Genomic DNA, 20,101 nt, shown 5'->3' with positions numbered 1-20,101 from the left:
CCAGCGTTCCAGCGTTCCAGCGTTCCAGCGTTCCAGCGTTCCAGCGTTCCAGCGTTCCAGCGTTCCAGCGTTCCAGCGTTCCAGCGTTCCAGCGTTCCAGCGTTCCAGCCTTCCAGCCTTCCAGCCTTCCAGCCTTCCAGCCTTCCAGCCTTCCAGCCTTCCAGCGTTCCAGCGTTCCAGCGTTCCAGCCTTCCAGCCTCTTGAGACGAATACTTGTTGGCTATCCCTCCTCTTAACTAACCTATATGTGACAACCGTTATGGGAGTTTACTATGGAAACGAGAATTCAATTCCGGGTTGATGAAGAGACAAAACGTTTGGCTCAAAAAATGGCTGAAAGCCAAGGACGAACCATCAGCGATGCCTGCCGGGAATTTACTGTACAGCTGGCCAAACAACAGCGGAAAGTTTTATCTCAAGATGCCTGGCTAACCCAGCAGGTAAATTCAGCCTTTGAGAAGCTTGATGCTGATCATTCAGATTTTATTGACCATGATACTGCCAAAGATGAGATGAAAAAGCGCAGGGAGAAAATTCGTAAGCGAGGCAGTATTTAATGATTTGTCGGAAAGTTTAATCTTTAAATAATAATTGAGAAAAAATCTTTTAATTCATTTATGAGTTCACCCTTGTTGCTGCTGAAAAAACGGATGAGATCATCGAAGCTAAGGTTGAACATTTGCCAGAGCATCCAAACATGGGTGTTCAGCGTCATGGTATTCGTGGGAGATTATTGATCATTCCTGAGGTGTCAATGATGGTCTCTTACCATGTGGATGGTTCAAATATCCACGTTATGCGTGTTCTGCATCAAAAGCAAAAATTCCCAAAGGGCTGATTATGACTCGTTCCCATGTTCCGGCATTGGTAATGCATACATACCCTTGACAACCCCACACCTCAATCACATACGTTCTAGCTTTACGTTCTGCCAGAGGTGAGTTTAAGGTGTAGACCTAATGCTTGCATAACCGAGATGATGGTCTTCAGAGTCGGGTTCCCCTTTTCACTGAACGAGCGATAGAGTTGTTCTCTGGATAACCCTGCTTTTTTAGCCACCTTTGCCATACCTTCAGCTCTTGCCGCTACACCAATGGCCTTGGCTATGTAGGATGGATCTTCAGTCGTGAAGGCTTCGGCAAGGAAAGCTTCGATAGCCTCAGGGCTATCAAGATACTCTGCGGGATCATAAGGCAGTAGATTAGCTGTCATCATTCATTTCCTTTGCTAACTGTTTGGCGGTGTCTATGTCTTGGTTCTGGCTGCTCTTGTTGCCTCCGCATAGCAGGAGAATAATCTCGTTCCCCTGCTGTTTGAAGTACACTCGATAACCAGGCTCATAGTGGATTCTTAGTTCTTTTACACCCTCTCCCACCTGTTTGGAATCTCCGACCAGACCGTTTGCCAAACGAAAAACACGTTCAACGATCAGGCCTTTTGCTTTTCTGTCCTTAAGCTTGGTAATCCACTTTTGGTAGGTGCTTTCTGCTTAATTGTGAACATAGGATTTAATGTAGTTTAAAAACTACATTAAGGTAATAGCCCTTCTTTCCTATGATTTAAAGGCAGTCACGTATTGGCGTTGGAATACATACAGCCTCTTGACAACCCCCACACCTCAATCACAATCTCTTCCAGCCTTCCAGCCTTCCAGCCTTCCAGCCTTCCAGCCTTCCAGCCTTCCAGCCTTCCAGCCTTCCAGCCTTCCAGCCTTCCAGCCTTTTACCAATACCTTGCGAAGGTTAATATCTGTGCATATGATGTAATACACATAAATTTTAAAAAAAGGTGTATATATGTCTGGTTCCAGTGTAAGAACCAATATCGTTATTGATCAGGAGTTGATGGAGGAAGCTCTGGCTCTAACCGGTCAGAAAACCCGTAAGGACTTAGTGCATTATGCCTTGCAGGAGCTGGTGCGCCGGGCGCGACAGAAAGAATTACTGGCACTGAAAGGTAAGATCAGCTGGGATGGAGACTTGAGTGAAATGAGGGAAACTCGCTGAATGGATACGCTTGTTGATACCAGTGTCTGGATTGACTTCTTTAACGGCAACAGTACGCCACAGACTGCCTGCCTGGAAGAGCTCTTATCCTGTGGTGACGCATGTACTTCCCCGATCATTATCATGGAGGTGCTGCAGGGTATTCGTAACGATAAACAGTGTAAAAAAACAGAGCAAATGTTGCTTTGCCTTACCCGTTACCCCATTGCTGAAGAGTACTATCGCGAATCAGCCATGCTCTATCGGAGTCTGAGAAAGCGGGGTGTAACCATTAGAAAAAGCCTTGATTGTCTGATAGCGGTGACTGCTATTCAGAATACTTTACCTATTTTGCACTGTGATCGAGATTTCAGGGCCATTGCAGAACATAGTGATCTGATAACTTGTTCGTTTAATGCTCATTAATATACCCATCGCCTTTCAAGATGCTACGTTATTGCCAGCGTTCGCTCACCCTGATCATCTACTACTTGTAGGCTCACAGGGCTTCGCTCACAGCATCTTGAAATCCAATGGGTATAAAGACCTTTTGCAGGCCCAGACAAAGTTGAATCTGTGTTCCGCAAGTTTGAAAAAGGTATAGGGAAATTGACTCGTTTCCACGCTCCGGAGGCTGTTACAAAAGGTCCTGAAAGCCCATATTCGTCTTCCCCGCGAAGGCGGGGATCCACGGTTTTCAATGGATTCCCGCCTGCGCGGGAATGACGGCGGAGAAAATCCCAGGGTTTTGCGAAACCCTCTCCGGCGTTGGAATACATACGTCCTCTTGACAACTCCCACACCTCAATCACAATCCCTTCCAGTCTTCCAGTCTTCCAGTCTTCCAGTCTTCCAGTCTTCCAGTCTTCCAGTCTTCCAGTCTTCCAGTCTTCCAGTCTTCCAGTCTTCCAGTCTTCCAGTCTTCCAGTCTTCCAGTCTTCCAGCCTTCCAGCCTTCCAGCCTTTCAGCCTTTCACCTGGCTAATTAATATGCACTTCTCTGGCGACCAGCTGTGGGTTTAATAGACCTTCATAGGAAAAGAATTCCTGAGTACTGCCTTTTTGATAGCTGACTTCATAAAGCATGAAAAAAGGAAAACCGCCTCCCCAGGACATCTGATTGAAATCTGCGTGCCAGCCAACAAAGGTATGATCCTGATAGTCTCCCAGTTCACTGCCTAATAGTGGTCTGAAGTTGTCTTTGCCAGAGCCTGTGGTTTTCAGTGTGTGATGGCCTGACTGAATAATCAGCATCAGTTCTGAACCTTGCCCTGTTTCAAAATAACGATCCACTTCACCTTGATAAATATATTGCAGGCTTACCGCTCCTGTTATCACCGTTGATGTTAGTACCAGCACAATAGTGGTGGCCCGAGCGGCAAGCGAGAGCTTTTTATTATCGACAAGGGTACGGTTTTTCATGGGAGCTGCCTTATTAGATAAGCCTGTCTATGGGTTATCGGAGCTAGCCTGAAAATCACCAGAAATCTGAAGTTTATAGAAGAAAAGATAAGCCTAAAGCTCTGGTTATGAGCGCCGAAACATCCTGCTAGAGACTATGGAGTGGCTGACTGTTTTTGGTTGGCTGCTCGGGGCCCGGTGTACTGGCGGAGGGCAGCTATTCAATGACCGAGGATGACGAGATGAAAACATGGATGTCCAGGATGCTGGGTTTCACGCTGATCGAACTGATGATCGTAGTGGCGATCATTGGTATTCTGGCAGCAGTGGCGATTCCCCAGTACCAGAACTATACCCGTAACGCGACTGTTGCAGCGGCAATGAGTGAAACCAACGCGTATAAAACGGCTATTAGTATCTGTGCCCAAAGTAATGTCATTGCTAACTGTACAGCAGGTAATAATGGTGTTCCTGCAAACAGGGCACCGGTTGCTGTTGGTGCAATTGGTGTTCTTACAGTTACTCCTGGAGGCGTTTTTGGCACTGATACAGTGATCTACACTCCAAACGCAGATGGATCGACTTGGACGTTGACCTGCGGTGCGGTGACGGAAGGTTTATGTATGACCGATACTGTTTGCAACAATAATGATATTGCTGCTGCTGTAACTACAGCTTGTGCTGCTCGATAAGTTATAGGGCTGTTCTGAAGGGCTGGATGCAAATCCGGCCTTTTTTATGCCTGATGATTAAGTGAATAAATGGGTATCCGACATTCACCACCTAACCTGACATTTTCCTGAAGTCTGCTATTTATCAGATAAGCAAATATCAGGAAACCGTCTTATGCCTCCTGTTCAGTACCGCACTCAGGTCATGGATCACCTCGGCTTAGTCGCAGGAATGTGCAAAGAGCTTGGGATCGTCGAACACATTGACCAGCGTGCCCCAAAGCAGTCCGACGAGTGGAAGGTTTCTCATGGTGAGTGCATTCTCGCCATGATTCTCAATGGCTTGGGGTTCGTTGGGCAATCTCTCCATATGTTTCCGCAGTTTTTCGACAACAAACCCCTCGACAAGCTGATCAGGGAGGGAGTCGAACCTGAGCACTTAAACGACAAAGTGCTCGGAAGAGCACTGGATGAGATGTTCAACCTGGATGTCAGTAAAGTCTATTTCGAGCTGGCTATCAAGGTAGCAAAGCACCTCAAGCTGCCATGCGAGGCGTTAAACCTTGACGGTACAAGCCTACACGTCGATGGTCGTTATAATAGCGACAGCGAGGAGAGCGACGAAGACCTTAATTGCATCAGGATTTGCAAAGGCTACAGCCGTGACCATCGGCCAGACCTGAACCAGGCCATTTTGCTTCTGATGACCGAAAACAAAGCGGGCATTCCCATGTTTATGGCCGCTGCCAGCGGCAATGTGACCGACAAGACGAGTTTTCAGTGGGTCGTATCCCAGCACCTGAAGAGTTTCAAGGCCGCACTGGAAGCCCGTTACTTCGTTGCTGATGCTGCGTTGTATGTAGCAGAAACACTTCAAAAACTGGATCAACAAGGGCAGTGGTTCATTTCCCGTGTTCCCCTCAATATCGCCGCCGCCAAAGAGCTGGTGCAGAGTGCGCCAACACGCACTATGAAGGCTGTGGAAGGTTTTGAGCATTACGAAGCCATAAAGGTGTCGTCTGATTATGCTGGCGTAGAACAACGCTGGGTTTTATTCCGCAACAAGCAAAGCCGGAAAACTGAACAGAAGACACTGACAAGACGTATGCAGAAAAAATCTCTGGCAGAGTGCAAGAAACTGGAAAAACTGGGCAAAAAAGCGTTCCGGTGCGAGAAGGACGCCCTTGAAGCCTTCAAGCAGTGGCAAAAGCAATCTGAACTCTGTCAGGCTGAGCCACAGATTATTTCAAAGCCCTGTTACAAGACCAAAGGTCGTCCCGCTCACGGGGCAGAGCCGGATCATCTGGAGTACTTCGTGACAGGGTGTTGCTCGGTCACTGTGCAAACCCGACGGGATGCTGAGGCATCGCTGGGTTGCTTTGTTCTCGCTACGAACGACACTGATACAGGCAGACTGACCACCGCAGAACTGCTCAGGACTTACAAATCTCAGCAACAGGTTGAAAGGGGCTTCCGTTTTCTGAAAAGCCCGGACTTTCTGGTGTCGTCTTTGTATCTGAAGAAGCCGGAACGCATTGAGGCTTTATTAATGGTGATGACGCTTTGCCTGATGGTCTATGCTGCTATCCAGCACCGGATTCGTCATGAGCTGAAAAGGCAAAGTCGGACGTTTCCTGACATGAAGAAAAAGCCAGCCCAGAACCCTACAGGCAGGTGGGTTTTCTTCTGTTTTTCGGGTGTCCATGTGTTAACGGTCAACGGGACGGAGAAACATGTAATCGGTCTCTCGGAGAGTATGACGACAATAGTCCTTGTCTTGGGGTCAACGTACCAAGAAATTTATTCCTAATTCGGGGTGGTGAATGTCGGGGGTATGACTCAGGAAGATGTTTAAGCAGTAGAGTTAAGGGTGTTTGAAAAACTGGATTGAGCTATCCACTTCAGGCGTAGCCAGGTAGTTCTTAACTGTTTGAGCTTGATCACCAGTCATCAAAGCTACAGAAGTGATTTCCTCAAGGCTGGCATTAAGAAGCCTTTCCCAGCTCTTGAAATGAGCTGCCATCTTTTTAGAACGACTTTCACCTACCTGTGGAATGCTTAAAGCCCTTATCTGGTTCTTAAAGGGCTGAGAGTGAACTTGTTGCAGAGCTGCCAGCATGGCTTTGGCCGAATCTTCTGACAAGCCAGCTTCTTTCAAGTGGGGATAGGTCAGTGTGAATAGGTCAGGGAAGCGTGTAATGTTTTTTTTTACTATCAATGTGTGAATCACATCTTTGTGTAAAAAAGGAATATCCAGCCTCATTCCCAGCCATTTAAGCCGGGATGTCAGTTGTTCTTCACAACCGGGAGTCGCTTTAAGACAAGAAAAGGCGTCGTACTGGGCTTGGTCAGGAATAGAAGGCTTGGTGCGATGTTCTGGTCTAAGGATAACGTTACCAAAGACCGGTGTAGCCGCTCCTTTTAATTGGACCGAAATTTGATCGCCTATCGCAATATCCTTTTCAGTCAGGTTTTTGATGCTGCCCAGTGATACTTGCTGAATGGTTTCACCATTGATTTCAACCGGCTCCAGTTGAAGTACGGGTGTAATGTGGCCTGTCCTGCCTACTCTGAAGTCGACACTTTTAACCTCTGTGACCGCGCTGTCGGAAGGAAATTTCCAGGCAATGGCCCAGGCCGGGTTATGGCTGTTCCATCCCATTTTTTTGCGAAGTTCCAGGTTGTCCAGTTTCAGAACAATGCCATCCATCAGGAAAGGCTCTACATCACTCCGGTTTAAATAGGTTTGACGTATCTTTTCAATGTCTTTCAAACTTTTACCCAGATCGGTATACATTGTGGGTAATTCAAAACCATAGCTGTATAGAAGGTTAATGACGGTATTGTCACTTTCAAAGGGGCTGTTGACCCAGCGCCAGGGAAAAAATTCGATGCTTCCCAGGGAGAGAACGTCAAGATCGTTGCGGCTGATATGGCCAGAGACATAGTGGCGGGCACTGCTATAGCCTGAGTTTTTTACAGCGTCATCCAGTCTGGCAAACAGCTCTCCATGCAGGATGATGTCGTTGAATTCGGTTTTCAGCTCCTTGGGTATCATGGGCATCAGCTTTACGGCGTCCAGAATATTCTCCCCTTTATCACCTGTGCCTCGGGTGGAGGCCGAGACCAGCTTGCCATTCTGATAAACCAGTTCTGCAGCAACGCCATCTATCTTGGGTTGTATAAGAATTCTTTCTTTACCGGCTTCTTTGAGAAAACGTTCGATATCTTTTTTGTTCCTGGCTTTTTTCAGGCTGCCCATGAAAGCTCGATGATCGATATCGCCCTCTGCATTTTCTTCTGCCACGGCGGGTAAGGTCAGCTCGGGAAAACATTTTTTCAGGGATTGCAGTTGAGCGTTGAGGGCATCGTATTCGCTGTCGGTTAATACAGGAGAGTGCCTGTTGAAGTAGAGGTCATCATGGTGTTTGACTTCTTTTTGTAATGCTACGATTTGCTTTTCAGCCTGCTCAGAAGACCAGCTTGGGCAAGCACTCCAGGCTGTCATGGGTATAAGCAATATTAAGAAAGTAAAAAGGTGTTTCATGATCAGTTATCCAGGCAGGGTGAAGTCTTTTATTCATCGGCAGCAGAGGATAGAAACTGATCTATACCTATCGCCATTGAATATGTGAGTTTGCCGCCTGCTCACATCATCAATGGTAAAGGGTATAAGTACCTGACCAGTTGTTTTCGAATATCTGGACGGCGGCTTTTTCCATCCTTCTGCGTTCCAACTCTGGTTACGTAGCTAAGGCTACGCGCCCGGCGTTGCGCCTTGAAGGATGAAAAAATCCACTCGCCGGAATATGCGCAAGCAACGGACCAGATACTTATCAGAATGAAAAATGGGGCTTTCGCCCCATCTTTTTTATTGACTGTATCCATTCGGATTGTCTGACTGCCAGCGCCAGGCGTCTGTGACCATTTCTTCCAACCCGCGTTCGGCTTTCCAGCCCAGTTCTTTCAAGGCTTTTTCGGAATTGGCGTAGCAGGCGGCTATATCGCCGGAGCGGCGAGGGGTGATTTCATAGGGAACGTCTTTTCCTGAAGCCTGTTCAAAAGCTGCGACCATTTCCAGTACGCTGTACCCTTTGCCAACGCCCAGGTTCCAGGTATGTACGCCTTTCGTCGTACGAAGTTTTTTAATGGTTTTGACATGACCCAGAGACAGGTCAACCACATGGATGTAGTCACGGACACCGGTGCCATCCACGGTTGGGTAGTCGTCACCGAACACTCTTAGCTTTTCCAGTTTACCGATGGCAACCTGAGTCACATAAGGCATGAGGTTGTTGGGGATGTCGTTGGGGTTTTCGCCGATACGACCAGAGGAGTGAGCACCGGCTGGGTTGAAATAACGAAGCAGAGCTATGCTCCACTCATTGTCTGATTTATAGAGATCTTCCAGGACTTCTTCCACAATCAGTTTTGAGCGGCCATAAGGGTTGGTAGCACTCAGGGGAAAGTCTTCCGTAATGGGAAGAGTGGCAGGGTCGCCATAAACCGTGGCAGAAGAACTGAATACAATGCTTTTGACATTGGCGGCTTGCATGGCCTGACACAGCACAATCGTGCCGTACACATTGTTGTCGTAGTAGTCGAGCGGAATTTCACAGGACTCACCCACCGCTTTCAGGCCAGCAAAGTGAATCACCGACTCAAAGTTGTGCTGTTGAAACAATGAATCCAGCAGGGCACGATCTCGAATATCGCCTTTAACCAGCTCCAGTGTTTTTCCGGTGATGTCCTGAACCCGGCGCAGCGACTCTTCGCTGCTGTTACTGAGGTTATCCAGAACGACTATTTCGTAGTCGTCGTTTAATAATTCCAGGCAGGTGTGACTACCGATATAGCCTGCGCCACCAGTGACCAGAATTTTACCCATAGTCTGTCGCTCCTTTTTCAGCTTTTTACTCGTTCAGGACTGTATTTGTTCAGGACTGTATTCGTTCAGGACTGTATTCGTTCAGGACTGTGTTTAATCAACCAGTCTCATGGACAGGTCAATGGATTGTATATCTTTGGTGAGAGTACCAATGGAAATAAAGTCGACTCCGGTGGCGGCGATGACAGGCAGGCGCTCGTCAGTGATGCCTCCGGACGCTTCCAGTTTTGGCTGAGGGGAAGGCAGGGTTTTGTTCAGCTCAACGGTTTCACGAAGCGTTTCCAAGGGGAAGTTATCCAGCATGATGATGTCGGCACCCGCGCTGCGAGCCAGTTGGAACTCTTCCATATTCTCAACCTCAATTTCCACAGGTTTGCCTGGAGCTATTTCGCGGGCAGTGTTTACAGCCTGCTCAATACCACCGCAGGCGGCAATATGGTTTTCCTTAATCAGGAAGGCATCATAAAGACCGATTCGATGGTTATGGCATCCACCAGTTTTGACAGCATACTTCTGGGCAAGACGAAGACCGGGCAGGGTTTTACGGGTGTCCAGCAACCGAACGTCGGTTTCTTTGACCAGATTAACATAGTAATAACAACGAGTAGCGGTGCCAGAAAGAGTCTGAAGAAAGTTCATGGCAGCACGTTCGCCCGTCAATAAACTGCGGGCTGAACCTTCCATATAAACCAGTACCTGATCGGCTTTAACCTGCTCACCTTCTTTGACTTGCCAGTTCAGAGTGACAGAAGGATCAATCTGTCTGAAGACTTCGTCAAACCAGGGGCGACCAGCAATAATAGCAGATTCCCGGCAGAGGATGCGGCCCTTGGCGATCTGGTCTGCAGGGATCAGGGAGGCAGTGATGTCGCCTGAGCCGATATCTTCTTCCAGAGCGTGGCGTACATTGGTCTGGATGGTTTCGGTCAGATCAGAAGAGAGATTGTCCTGGGGCTGCATGTTGGCTCTTTTTCGTGAGATATCTTTCATCACCAGGGCGATGAAAGACGATTTCTATCGCTCGTGGCAGTTCAGTTTAAATTTCTGGCACTAGTACTGGCACTAGTACTGGCACTAGTACTGGCACTACTACTGGCACTACTATGGATACCAGAGGCTGTCAGTCGTGTTTGGCTGGAAATGATAAACGATTGGCTGAGATTATAAACAACTCTGGGGTGAATACGCCTACAAAGTTTTGAAGCTAAGTTTAATCGGGCAGCTCGCAGACAGGGCTGGTGATCGTCTTGCTATCCAAAGGCAGGGTGATGGTGAACTCGGAACCTTTACCCGGTACTGAAAACACACTCATATTGCCTTTGTGGTGGGTGGTGATAATAAAGTAGGACACAGAAAGGCCAAGTCCGGTACCTTTACCCACTTCTTTGGTGGTGTAAAAAGGTTCAAAGATTCGCTTGCGTACCTGGCTTTCCATACCACAACCATTGTCTCCTACAGTAATCATGACCCGGTCATCTTCTTTGGTTGTTCGCAGGGTGATCTGGCCTATTTCTGTTTTATCCTTGCGATGATTGATGGCAAAGGCAGCGTTTTTCAAAAGATTTAGCAGCACCTGCTGAATTTCGCTGGCAATACAGGGGACGTCCTGAAGCGTTGGGTCCAACTCCTTGTGAACCCGAATCTGCATGAAGTCGAGTCCTTTCTGAAGGTTGAAATCACTGGCAGCAATTTCAATAGTGCGTTCAATCAGGTCGGTCAGTGGGGTAGGAGATAATGCGCGCTCTCCGCCACGGCTGAAAAGCAGCATGTTCGAGACGATTTTGGAGGCGCGAACCCCGGCATCCTGAATATTCTCCAGAAAACGAACGATGCCTCGCTCTTCCAGATACTGGTTAATGGCTTCAAGAGAAATATCTTTTTCTTCTGCCGCTGCCTGATTGGCAGGCAAACTTTTGGACAGTCTACGTCGTATGTTCTGTGTGTTCTGGATAATAGCGCCTAAGGGGTTGTTGATTTCATGGGCCATACCCGCTGCCAGTCCACCTACTGACATCATCTTTTCTGTCTGTACCATCATTTCTTCCAGTCTCAGGCGCTGAGTGATGTTGTCAATTCTTATCACTGCTCCGGGGGTGTCATCCCCACTCAATGGGTAAATCACAAGATCCAGGTAGATTTCTGAATCTTCCAGTCTGACCGGCAGCTTTTCGACATGCTGAGCCGTTTGTTCAGCCAGAGTTCTATTAATCTGATTCTGGCATTGGTAGAGAAAGGGCAGCGCGTGGTCCAAAGGCTGGCCGATGATCTGGCTGAAAGGCAGTCTGGCCAATCGGGCTGCTTCAGAATTGCATTGGTTAACATTCAACTGATTATCTACGGCCACCAGTGCAGACGGCATGGAGTCAATGATGTTGTTGAGATAGTCCTGAAAGCGTGTCAGTTTTATTTCAATCTGGTGTCTAACCACCATTTCCCGTTCCAGCTCCTCGTTGCTGAGTCGCATCTGAGCTGCCATCTGCTGAGCTTGCGCGCCTGCTTTTTCAGCTTTGTCTTTTTCTTCTGTTAACTGCTGGTCGCGGACAGCAATGCGCTGCAGCATGGTATTGAAGGTTTCTGCCAAAGAGCCAATTTCATCTTTATGAAATCGTCTGGCCCTGATCTCATAGTTTTCTTGTTCAGACACTTTTTTAGCGACCCGAATCAAGTGAAGAACGGGCAATGTGACAAAGCGGCGAATAAAACGGGTTACCAGAAAGGTCAGTAAGGCAAAAACGAACAGAATCAGCAGGCCTGCCAGGCTCATGAAGTTAAAAAAGAACAGGGGCAGGGAAGGGTCTGCCTGAATGAACAGGGTGTACTCTTGCCCGGGCATCTTTTCAACATGAGCCATAAATTGAAATTCGGACTCAACGCGCTCAGGAGCCTGTGGCGGTATGATGAATTTTTCGGGCAGGCTATTGTAAAAAGCGTGGAGTTCGCCCTCCGGGTTGTAAACGGCCAAAGCGCGAATCTGTGAATATTCACTGGCCGCAGAAAGGGTTTGTTCAGCACGGGTGACATTGCCGGTTAATGACATCAGTACAGCATCTTCAGACAGTATCTTGACGACAGCCTGTACATTGGCCGGAAGGAAATAATGTTTAGACATCAAATAAGCCGAGATCATCACCACTCCTGTGGCAATGATGGCAATGGCCAATACGACACTGATTAATCCACCCAGCAGTTTTCTACTGAGGGAAAGGCTGGATAAATAGCGATAAAAAGCTTGGTTGAGTCGGCGCATGGGTGATTATTCTTTTCATTGGAACCCATTTACTGCCGAAGCTACTCCCTTTTTTCTATTTGCACAATAGTTCTGTTTTCTTGTTATGTGATGTGGCGTTCTGCCAGCTCTCTCATCAGTGTTTGGTTGGCAGGTGTTTCAATACCCAGCCTTTCAGCCTGTTTAATCAGGTATCCGTTGATAAAGGGCAACTCCGTTGCTCGGCCCTGTCGGGCATCCATGCAGGTTGAAGAATTGTTCATGGCAGTATCTATGCAGACTTGATGGACCAGTTCTAAAAGGTTTCCGCAGTTCGGAACGCCTTTGGCCTCCCTTACCTGGCTGACTTCTTCGGTCAGTTCTGCCAAACGTTTCTTTCGTTCTTCTGTAGCCAGCAGTTCGCCATTTCTGCAGTCGTACAGAGCCGTTAAGCCATTGATGGCACAATTTACGGCCAGTTTATCCCAAAGCTTCTGTTCTATTTGGTGAGTCAATTGAATGTCGAATGACAGCTTTTCCAGAGCATCCTTTAAGCGTTGCCAGGAGGGTTCATCGGGAGTACTGCTCATAGGACCTATCCAGGTAGAGCCATGACCCGCGTGACAAACATGCAGAAAATCTTTCATCCATGCGCCTTCAGTTGTGGAAGCCGCCCAAACGGTTTGTGAACTGAAATGCTGGGAAATAGCCTGCTGGCTACCCATGCCATTCTGCATTAATACTATCTGGCAGTGGTCGGATAACTGATGGGCTACTGAATGAACTGCAGCCTCTGCATCCTGAGCTTTAGTGCAGACCAATAAGTATTCTATTGAATCTGAGAGTGATGCAGGTGAGTCCAGATTGATGGTGAAATGATGAGTAATTCCTTCCAGTTCATCTATTGCCAGAATGGGTTTTGTACTCACCAAAGAGTGAAACCGTTGTTCCCTCAAGAGCAACGTCGGCTTCATGCCTGCCTTCAGGAATTGAGCTGTCCACAGGCAGCCCATACTGCCAGCACCGATAATATGCCAGGTCACTTTGCTGCCCACCCTGATTACAAAAAGAGGGAGTTTAAACAGGCAAAGGGAGTTTGTGAATGAAATGAATAGTGTGGTTATCTGAGGCAGCTTGATGAAGATATTGCACTTAAACAGCAGTCACGAGCTTTGCTGGCGGCTATGCTGGGGGAAGGTGATCTCAGGGTGTGGCATGAAGGTCTGGACAGACTCGCTCCTGATGCTCATCTGGGCTGGTTAATGACGCAGGGTTTTAGTGAGAAAGAAGCCCTGAGATTGAAGTGGATATCAAAAGACATGAATGATCACGAAACCTATATGGCCGACTTTATGAAGGTCTTTGAGGGGCTGGAACGTTGGGGCCCGGGCAGTGTAAGAGACACACTGAAAGCACTGTCACTGGTGCCTGAAGCACCCACCAATATTCTGGAGATTGGTTGTGGCAAGGGTCTGGCAACAAAGGTGTTGATAGAAAACACTGAGGCAAGGGTCACAGCTATAGACAATGAACAGTCAGCACTGACTGAGTTAAAAGAACGTTTTGAGGAACAGGGTATTTCCGGAAGACTTTCTACCGTGTGCGTTAGCATGACTGAACTACCGCTTGAGAAAGAAAGCTTTGATCTTATTTGGTCAGAAGGCAGTGCTTATATCATGGGGATACAAAAAGCACTGGCTCAATGGAGCCCATTTTTACAATCTGGTGGTTTCATGGTGTTAAGTGACTTGGTATGGCTGACAGATAAACCTGACCAGGAATTGATGGAGTATTGGAAGCAAGCCTATCCTGATATTCAAAGCATTAATACTCGTCTGGAGCAAATGAATGCTGCGGGTTATGACGTTGTTGATACTTTTTCTCTAAGTAAGGAGGCATGGGATAATTACTCTGAGCCGCTAAAAAAGAGAATGGATGATATATCATCTGCTATGCCTGACTCAGTAGCATTGAAGAACATTGAAACTGAGCTTGAAATCTTCAGAAAATTTCTGGGTAAATTTGGCTATCAAATGTTTATTCTTGCCAAACGGATTTAAACCGTCGTGCACATATGTTGCGGCTAAGGGTGTCTATACTTGCTTTACCCTGACAATGTCGTGGAGAGTATTCATGGGACACATATATAAAATTCTCGAAGTAGTGGGTAGTTCAACCGTCAGTAGTGATGATGCAATTCGCAATGCCATTGCCACTGCCAGCGTGACGTTGAAGAACCTGGGCTGGTATGAAGTCGTTGAGCATCGTGGTCATATTGAAAATGGTGAAATTGCTCATTTTCAGATAACAGTAAGAATAGGCTTCAGACTAGAAGACAGTGACAAAACTTCATGATTCGGATACCCCGGTTATCCGGGGCTTGCCATTTAGCAGAGATTCTCGGATACAATAGAGGGCTACGTTTAGAATTTGTTGATTGGGAAATCCCTCATGCCTTCATTTGATATTGTTTCTGAAGTGGATATGCACGAACTGGCCAATGCGGTCGATCAGGCAAATCGTGAGCTGGCCACCCGTTATGATTTCAGAGGGGTGGATGCCAACTTTGAAAAGAGTGGTGAAAACCAGATAGTGATGACAACGGATGCTGACTTTCAACTGGTGCAGATGGTTGAAATGCTGAAAACCAAAATGGTCAAACGGGGCATTGATGTGAAATGCCTGGAAGTGAAAGATCATTATGGTTCTGGCAAGCAGGTCAAACAGGATGTCGTGGTCCGTCAGGGACTTGATAAAGAGCAGGCCAAGAAAATCGTCAAGATGATCAAGGATGCCAAACTCAAGGTTCAACCGGCCATTCAGGGAGAACAAGTGCGGGTGACGGGTAAGAAGCGCGATGATCTTCAGTCGGCTATCGCTTTGTTGAGAGAAGCCGATACTGAAATGCCACTGCAGTACAACAATTTCAGGGATTAATTCCTGAGAGCCTGACCGAGAATAGCGTCCGAGCATAAAACTCATTAGAACGAGTCAGCTTTTTCACTGGATTTGTACAAATAGTTGACCTATTTAAGCAAATTCAGTGGGAAAGATGGCCGTTTTTTCTGGGTTTTAGGCCGGGCTGTCTATTCTCGGTCAGGCTTCTAGGAGGCTGACCGAGAATAGCGTCCGAGCATAAAATTCAGTAGAACGAGTCAGCTTTTTCACTGAATTTGTGCGAATAGTTGACCTATTTAAGCAAATTCAGTGGGAAAGATGGCCGTTCTTTCTGGATTTTAGGCCGGGCTGTCTATTCTCGGTCAGCCTCCTAGTGCAGCCAAGCGTTAAGTACCATGCAGACCCCGTTCATCCTGAGCCTGTCGAAGGATGCTGGTCATGCACTTCGACAGGCTCAGTGCGAACGGTATAGGGTATAACGCTTGGTTGCACTGAGCCGCAAAACACAATCACAATATCCGGTCTAGCAAAAGCCCGTCAGATTTAAGATCAAAATTGTCTTAAGCCAGCAGACTGTCTTTAAAGGCTCCTGTTATAACTCTTCTCCGGGTGGTAGTTTCTTTCTATTGCTCTCAATAAACTGCTTGAAAGCACCTAGTTTCAGAAAAGCGTTAAAGTCGGGTGTTATCTCAGGCTCCGGCATATCCATCAAAGAGATAGCATCGCCTACATGAACCCCCAATGCTACCAACTTATTTTGGCAGTCTGTCAGTGCAGACCCCATAACGACTTTATTACCAAGCTGTTTTCCATCAGGTTCCACAGTGCAGACAACTTCAGAGAAGTTAATCTTCTTATCAGGGGCTTTGTAATGGTCACTGTCGGTTAATGTCGCCTTACTGACATGCTCTTTCAGCTGAAACTTTAAAGGCGGCTTGGGAATTATCCGTTCCAGGTAAGCGCAGAACAGCGTTTGACATTGGCCGGTTTTCTCGTCGTTGTAACCGAGTTTTACGGGCTCTCGGTCTGTTACAGGTTTTTCCAGCCTGAACATCGCCAGTTTGTGTTCAGCATCAAAAGTCAGGCTGTTCATATCAGCCCAAACCTTGATGGAAAGATCGCTGGCTCTTAATGGCTGAAGCAACACACTGAGTCGACTGCCACCGTTGTAATCAACACAGCGAGCAGTGGTTAGAACCCAGTGCTTGCTGACCAGTGCGCCTGAGCAGAGGTAGTACTTTGTATAGATGTTTTCTATATTGACCAGCCAGTTCCGAGAGGCCGCTTCCTGTTGGGAGGCATGGCCCAGTGTGTTGAGCAGAGAAAAGGTGATGATCAAGACGAAAAGTTTGTTTCCCATCATATCCAAGTGTGCTTTGATTAAATTCTGTTGAGAACCCGACAATATAGAACAAAATACGTTCATCCGCAGGAAGGTCTGAGTAGTATGTTATTTTCAAGGTACTGTCCTATTAAGGGTTCAATGAAGAGCTCTTTGATACTGGATATCAATATAACCGGAGAGTCAGAATGCAATTACTGAACTCTTCTTCCCGGTCTTGGGGGGAAGCATGGCAGAGCTTCAAGCATCCACGGGTAATCAGTGTTCTGTTTCTGGGTTTTTCTGCAGGTCTTCCCATACTGCTGATCTTTAGCAGCCTCTCTATCTGGTTGCGTGAAGCCGGTGTTGAGCGCAGCATGGTGACATTCTTCAGCTGGGCTGCATTGGGGTATTCTTTCAAGTTTGTCTGGGCACCTCTGGTCGACAGGGTGCCCTTGCCGTGGTTAACAAAAAGTCTGGGCCGCCGCCGGGCCTGGCTTTTACTGGCTCAGTTTGCTGTCATGGCCGCACTGTTGTTCATGGCCAGTAATGATCCTGTTTATGGTTTGACCTGGGTTGCAGTAGGCGCTGTGATGCTCGGTTTCTCATCGGCTACCCAGGACATAGTCATTGACGCTTACCGAATAGAAGCCGCAGAAAGTGATCTGCAGGCCATGATGTCTTCTGCTTATATTGCGGGCTACAGGATAGGCATGCTGGTGGCCGGGGCAGGAAGTCTTGCGTTGGCCAGCTGGTTTTCAGGCGGGGACGAAACTGTCTACAACTATGAAGCCTGGGCTTCTGTCTATCGCTGTATGGCGGTATTTATGCTGGTAGGTGTAGCGACTACGTTATTGATTTCAGAACCTGAAAACAATCAGTCAGCTTTTTCTCAGCAGTATGGTACCCGTGATTATGTCCGCTTCCTTGGGTTATTTGTGGTTGCTGCCGGGGCTTTTGTCGCAGGTTTCCTGTTAACGTCAGAGATAACAGCCCAGTTAAAATCACTCATGGTTGATGTGGGTGTAGCGGCTCATGTTGCTGGTTTCTTCTCCGAAACGTTCAGGTTGATATTCAGTGTCGCTTTGGGTGGAGTAGCGGCCTGGTTGATGATCCATTTGAATGTAGCTCCCCGGGGAATGGTCAGAGAAACCTATGTGGCTCCTTTTACCGATTTCTTCCAGCGCTATGGAAAACTGGCGATCTATATCCTGCTGCTGGTAGGCACATACCGGATTGCAGATATTGTGATGGGGGCGGTAGCCAATGTGTTTTACAAAGATATGGGCTATAGCAAGGATCAAATAGCGGCTGTCACCAAAACATTTGGTTTGTTGATGACCATTGCCGGTGGCTTTCTGGGTGGGTTGCTGGCTCTTCGTTACGGTGTCATGAAAATTCTGTGGGTAGGGGGATTGCTCGCGGCTGTCAGTAATCTGTTGTTTTCCCTGTTGGCTCAAATGGAGCCCGAAACCTGGATGCTGGCTGTCGTTATTGCTGCGGACAATCTGAGTGCGGGTATTGCTTCAGCTGCCTTCATTGCGTTCCTTTCAGGCCTGACGAACAGAGCGTTCACAGCCATGCAGTATGCGGTGTTCAGTTCTCTGATGACTCTGGTGCCCAAATTGATGGCAGGCTATTCCGGTACTGTCGTTGATGCGGTGAACTACCCCATCTTTTTTGTGGGCTCGGCCATTCTGGGTTTGCCAGTACTGCTGTTAATCCGCTACGTGCAAAAGCTTATGGAAAAGTCTGAGGAGTGTCAGTTAAAAACGGTGCCTGAAGAGGCCGCGCCGGATTGAACAATACCTTAACAGCCAGCCCCCAGGGCAGATAAGGGTCGTTCGCAATGAGCCTGTCGAAGTGCATTTGCATCAGCATGATTCGACAAGCTCAGGATGAGCGGAGTATGTATGATCATTCCAGGCTCGCCATGAGAACAGGGCGTTCTGTCATGGTGAGCTATTTTTCCAGTTCGGCCGTCAGCCGGGCTTTCCAGCTTTCACGTTCTCTTTCCGGTAACTTCCCCAGAGAGTCCTTACAGACCATCAGCATGGCCTTCAGGATGGTTTCAGGCGGGTAGTTCAGGTTTTCTAACTGGCGAATCACTTCAATGGCCAGAGCGATGTCTTCAGGGAGTTGATCCAGATCGTCCAAGATTTATTCTCCATTCCATTGATACAGCTTCAGATTGACTTTACCGTTGAGCAGAGTAACACCCTCTGACTCCAGCAAAGATTGCTGTTGCTGATACTTGGCACTGGCTTCTGGAAACGAAATCTGTCCCTTGCTGTTTATCACTCTGTGCCACGGAAGCCCAGAGCCCGAAGGTAGCTGTTTCAGAATGTTTCCGACAACCCGGGCGTAGCCAGGTGCACCTGCCATGTTGGCCAGCTGTCCATAAGTGACTACGTTACCCTCGGGTATCTTGGCCAGAATGAACCAGATATCGGATGGACTGAAAGGTGCGTGCAAGCCAACTCTCCAAACTGATTCCATAAAGCAGAGTGAGGCCTGACTTTATGAAAATAAAAACCAGAGTAAAATAAAAGTAACGGGTAAAAGTCACCAGCGAATCTGCCAAGCATATCCTAATCTATCGGCTGTTTATCGTGAAAAGTTTTTCATTTTTCAGTAAGGAAAAATTCATTCCACCTGTTAAACAGGTTCGACTGTATCTGGAGTGAGCGAATGAAGATGCGTTTGGCTGTTCTGGTACTGGCTGGTTCGATTTCATGTGTTGTTCAGGGGGATTTTGTCAGTCTTCATAATGGGAGTGTCATCAAGGGGCGTATCCTCAGTATTAAGGATGAGAAACTTCAGATAGACAGCGGTTATGGCAAACTGACTGTGCCGCTGAAAGAAGTGACTGATCTTGATTCCGATGAACCTGTCTGGATTCGCTTTAAGGGCAGTGACACTTTTCAGCAATGGCAGTTGCAGACCACTGACCATCAACTCCAGTTGGTCAGTGATGACGAAGCAACGATGATCCCTGCAGACCCTTCTGACTTTGCCCGCTTAACCAGTACGCCTCCTGAAAACGACGATTGGCGTTGGAGTGGCCATGCCAATGCTTATGCCAATATCCAAAGAGGTAACACTATAAAAAATGCGTACAACCTTGATGGACGTCTTGGTATCAGGAACCGTCTCAATCGCCACATTTTTGACTGGCGTACAGAGCAGGAAGATGATGACGAAAAGCGAATCAAGGATTACTGGCAACTGAAATACGACTACAACCGCTTTTTAAGCCCAGAGTGGTATTTGAGTGGCAGTGGAGGCTGGGAGAAAGATCAGATCAAGGGTCTGGAATACAGGGTTAACCTGGGGCTAGGATTAGGCCATCAATTCTGGGGTGAGCCCGAGTTGAACCTCAGGGCAGAGTTGGGGGCCAGTGAAATCTGGGAAAAGTTTGAAGACCCGGGTGAGAGAAAAGAAACGCCGGCTGCACACTGGGCACTTCACTATGATCAGTTGTTTTGGGAGACAATGACCCTGTTTCATGATCAAGATATTTTCCGCCGTTTCAAAAGCAGCAGCTGGTTACTGCAGACGGCCACAGGCATTCGTTATAAATTGACCGATGTTCTGCATATGAGTATTCGCTACGAGTTTGACTACGATGATGCTCCCCAGGCTGGTAAGAAAAAGGATGATTCAGCCTTATTGTTTGGTCTGGGCGCCAGCTGGTAGAGATATAACGGGTTGCTATAGCGGCTTTCCACTC

General features: G+C 47.6%; 22 protein-coding genes and 1 pseudogene. 12 read left to right on the top strand and 11 right to left on the bottom strand.

The genetic code is table 11. The annotated features are described in order from the left end of the window. The 3 genes from GZ78_RS30175 to GZ78_RS30895 all read left to right on the top strand — a co-directional run. Positions 1-204 (top strand): hypothetical protein (locus tag GZ78_RS30175; RefSeq protein WP_236631470.1); only part of this gene is annotated, 204 nt, incomplete at its 5' end. 68 nt (positions 205-272) lie between these two features. Beyond that, on the top strand, positions 273-557 hold the full coding sequence (locus tag GZ78_RS03940; RefSeq protein WP_034832921.1) for a type II toxin-antitoxin system RelB/DinJ family antitoxin: 285 nt from the start codon (positions 273-275) through the stop codon (positions 555-557). 56 nt (positions 558-613) lie between these two features. Continuing rightward, the gene (locus GZ78_RS30895) at positions 614-838 is read left to right on the top strand and encodes a type II toxin-antitoxin system RelE/ParE family toxin (protein ID WP_201772679.1); all 225 of its coding nucleotides are present in this window, start codon (positions 614-616) and stop codon (positions 836-838) included. Positions 839-921: 83 nt separating this feature from the next. Here the strand turns inward: GZ78_RS30895 and GZ78_RS03935 are convergent, their stop codons facing one another. After that, positions 922-1,215: an addiction module antidote protein gene (locus tag GZ78_RS03935; RefSeq protein ID WP_201772645.1), complete on the bottom strand. Its 294-nt coding sequence runs from the start codon at positions 1,213-1,215 to the stop codon at positions 922-924. Then, positions 1,202-1,474: pseudogene (locus GZ78_RS03930) on the bottom strand (type II toxin-antitoxin system RelE/ParE family toxin); the annotation flags it as partial. The pseudogene GZ78_RS03930 and the gene GZ78_RS03935, both read right to left, overlap by 14 nt. A 322-nt stretch (positions 1,475-1,796) precedes the next feature. Here GZ78_RS03930 and GZ78_RS03925 point away from each other — a divergent pair. Further along, the gene (locus GZ78_RS03925) at positions 1,797-2,006 is read left to right on the top strand and encodes a type II toxin-antitoxin system VapB family antitoxin (RefSeq protein WP_034832915.1); all 210 of its coding nucleotides are present in this window, start codon (positions 1,797-1,799) and stop codon (positions 2,004-2,006) included. Then, on the top strand, positions 2,007-2,411 hold the full coding sequence (gene vapC, locus GZ78_RS03920; protein ID WP_034832913.1) for a type II toxin-antitoxin system VapC family toxin: 405 nt from the start codon (positions 2,007-2,009) through the stop codon (positions 2,409-2,411). It begins immediately after the preceding gene. 554 nt (positions 2,412-2,965) lie between these two features. On the opposite strand, the gene GZ78_RS03910 is transcribed toward vapC, so the two are convergent. Beyond that, positions 2,966-3,406: a hypothetical protein gene (locus GZ78_RS03910; protein ID WP_034832910.1), complete on the bottom strand. Its 441-nt coding sequence runs from the start codon at positions 3,404-3,406 to the stop codon at positions 2,966-2,968. A 221-nt stretch (positions 3,407-3,627) separates the two neighbouring features. Here GZ78_RS03910 and GZ78_RS30775 point away from each other — a divergent pair, with 221 nt between their 5' ends. Further along, the gene (locus GZ78_RS30775) at positions 3,628-4,077 is read left to right on the top strand and encodes a pilin (protein WP_407919746.1); all 450 of its coding nucleotides are present in this window, start codon (positions 3,628-3,630) and stop codon (positions 4,075-4,077) included. Positions 4,078-4,231: 154 nt separating this feature from the next. Further along, positions 4,232-5,866: an IS1634 family transposase gene (locus tag GZ78_RS03900; RefSeq protein ID WP_034832908.1), complete on the top strand. Its 1,635-nt coding sequence runs from the start codon at positions 4,232-4,234 to the stop codon at positions 5,864-5,866. A gap of 54 nt (positions 5,867-5,920) precedes the next feature. Here GZ78_RS03900 and GZ78_RS03895 read toward each other — a convergent pair whose 3' ends face one another. The 5 genes from GZ78_RS03895 to GZ78_RS03870 all read right to left on the bottom strand — a co-directional run bounded on the left by GZ78_RS03895 (position 5,921) and on the right by GZ78_RS03870 (position 13,192). Further along, positions 5,921-7,603 (bottom strand): helix-hairpin-helix domain-containing protein, encoded by a 1,683-nt coding sequence (locus GZ78_RS03895; protein WP_034832907.1) that lies wholly within the window; start codon positions 7,601-7,603, stop codon positions 5,921-5,923. A 324-nt stretch (positions 7,604-7,927) separates the two neighbouring features. Further along, the gene (gene galE, locus GZ78_RS03885; protein WP_034832904.1) at positions 7,928-8,944 is read right to left on the bottom strand and encodes a UDP-glucose 4-epimerase GalE; all 1,017 of its coding nucleotides are present in this window, start codon (positions 8,942-8,944) and stop codon (positions 7,928-7,930) included. A 93-nt stretch (positions 8,945-9,037) separates the two neighbouring features. After that, positions 9,038-9,904, bottom strand: a complete 867-nt coding sequence (gene nadC, locus GZ78_RS03880; protein ID WP_034834123.1) for a carboxylating nicotinate-nucleotide diphosphorylase — start codon at positions 9,902-9,904, stop codon at positions 9,038-9,040. 250 nt (positions 9,905-10,154) lie between these two features. Further along, positions 10,155-12,191, bottom strand: coding sequence for a HAMP domain-containing sensor histidine kinase (locus GZ78_RS03875; RefSeq protein WP_034832902.1), 2,037 nt, complete (start codon positions 12,189-12,191; stop codon positions 10,155-10,157). A gap of 83 nt (positions 12,192-12,274) precedes the next feature. Further along, positions 12,275-13,192 carry a ketopantoate reductase family protein gene (locus tag GZ78_RS03870; protein ID WP_152558535.1) on the bottom strand — a complete coding sequence of 306 codons (918 nt, stop codon included), beginning with the start codon at positions 13,190-13,192 and terminating at the stop codon, positions 12,275-12,277. Between the two features lie 141 nt (positions 13,193-13,333). On the opposite strand from GZ78_RS03870, the gene GZ78_RS03865 reads away from it, so the two are divergent. The 3 genes from GZ78_RS03865 to GZ78_RS03855 all read left to right on the top strand — a co-directional run bounded on the left by GZ78_RS03865 (position 13,334) and on the right by GZ78_RS03855 (position 15,086). Continuing rightward, positions 13,334-14,209 (top strand): class I SAM-dependent methyltransferase, encoded by an 876-nt coding sequence (locus GZ78_RS03865; protein WP_051785792.1) that lies wholly within the window; start codon positions 13,334-13,336, stop codon positions 14,207-14,209. A gap of 73 nt (positions 14,210-14,282) precedes the next feature. Beyond that, positions 14,283-14,504 (top strand): dodecin, encoded by a 222-nt coding sequence (locus GZ78_RS03860; protein WP_034832899.1) that lies wholly within the window; start codon positions 14,283-14,285, stop codon positions 14,502-14,504. Positions 14,505-14,600: 96 nt separating this feature from the next. Further along, positions 14,601-15,086 carry a YajQ family cyclic di-GMP-binding protein gene (locus GZ78_RS03855; protein ID WP_034832896.1) on the top strand — a complete coding sequence of 162 codons (486 nt, stop codon included), beginning with the start codon at positions 14,601-14,603 and terminating at the stop codon, positions 15,084-15,086. A 553-nt stretch (positions 15,087-15,639) separates the two neighbouring features. Here the strand turns inward: GZ78_RS03855 and GZ78_RS03850 are convergent. Beyond that, positions 15,640-16,410 carry a trypsin-like serine protease gene (locus GZ78_RS03850; RefSeq protein WP_034832894.1) on the bottom strand — a complete coding sequence of 257 codons (771 nt, stop codon included), beginning with the start codon at positions 16,408-16,410 and terminating at the stop codon, positions 15,640-15,642. Positions 16,411-16,577: 167 nt separating this feature from the next. On the opposite strand from GZ78_RS03850, the gene GZ78_RS03845 reads away from it, so the two are divergent. Next, the gene (locus GZ78_RS03845; protein WP_034832892.1) at positions 16,578-18,170 is read left to right on the top strand and encodes an AmpG family muropeptide MFS transporter; all 1,593 of its coding nucleotides are present in this window, start codon (positions 16,578-16,580) and stop codon (positions 18,168-18,170) included. A 160-nt stretch (positions 18,171-18,330) separates the two neighbouring features. Here the strand turns inward: GZ78_RS03845 and GZ78_RS29945 are convergent, their stop codons facing one another. Both GZ78_RS29945 and GZ78_RS03835 read right to left on the bottom strand, forming a co-directional pair. Beyond that, complete coding sequence (locus tag GZ78_RS29945) at positions 18,331-18,525, bottom strand: hypothetical protein (RefSeq protein WP_034832890.1); 195 nt, start codon at positions 18,523-18,525, stop codon at positions 18,331-18,333. A 3-nt stretch (positions 18,526-18,528) separates the two neighbouring features. After that, positions 18,529-18,867 (bottom strand): MGMT family protein, encoded by a 339-nt coding sequence (locus GZ78_RS03835; protein WP_051785791.1) that lies wholly within the window; start codon positions 18,865-18,867, stop codon positions 18,529-18,531. 192 nt (positions 18,868-19,059) lie between these two features. Between GZ78_RS03835 and GZ78_RS03830 the strand changes: the two genes are divergently transcribed. Beyond that, positions 19,060-20,067, top strand: a complete 1,008-nt coding sequence (locus GZ78_RS03830) for a DUF481 domain-containing protein (RefSeq protein ID WP_034832888.1) — start codon at positions 19,060-19,062, stop codon at positions 20,065-20,067. Positions 20,068-20,101 lie beyond the last annotated feature (34 nt).

This window comes from Endozoicomonas numazuensis (assembly GCF_000722635.1).
Taxonomy (GTDB): domain Bacteria; phylum Pseudomonadota; class Gammaproteobacteria; order Pseudomonadales; family Endozoicomonadaceae; genus Endozoicomonas_A; species Endozoicomonas_A numazuensis.
Note: the sequence above shows the minus strand (reverse complement) of the source record. Positions and strands in the feature narration are given on the sequence as shown.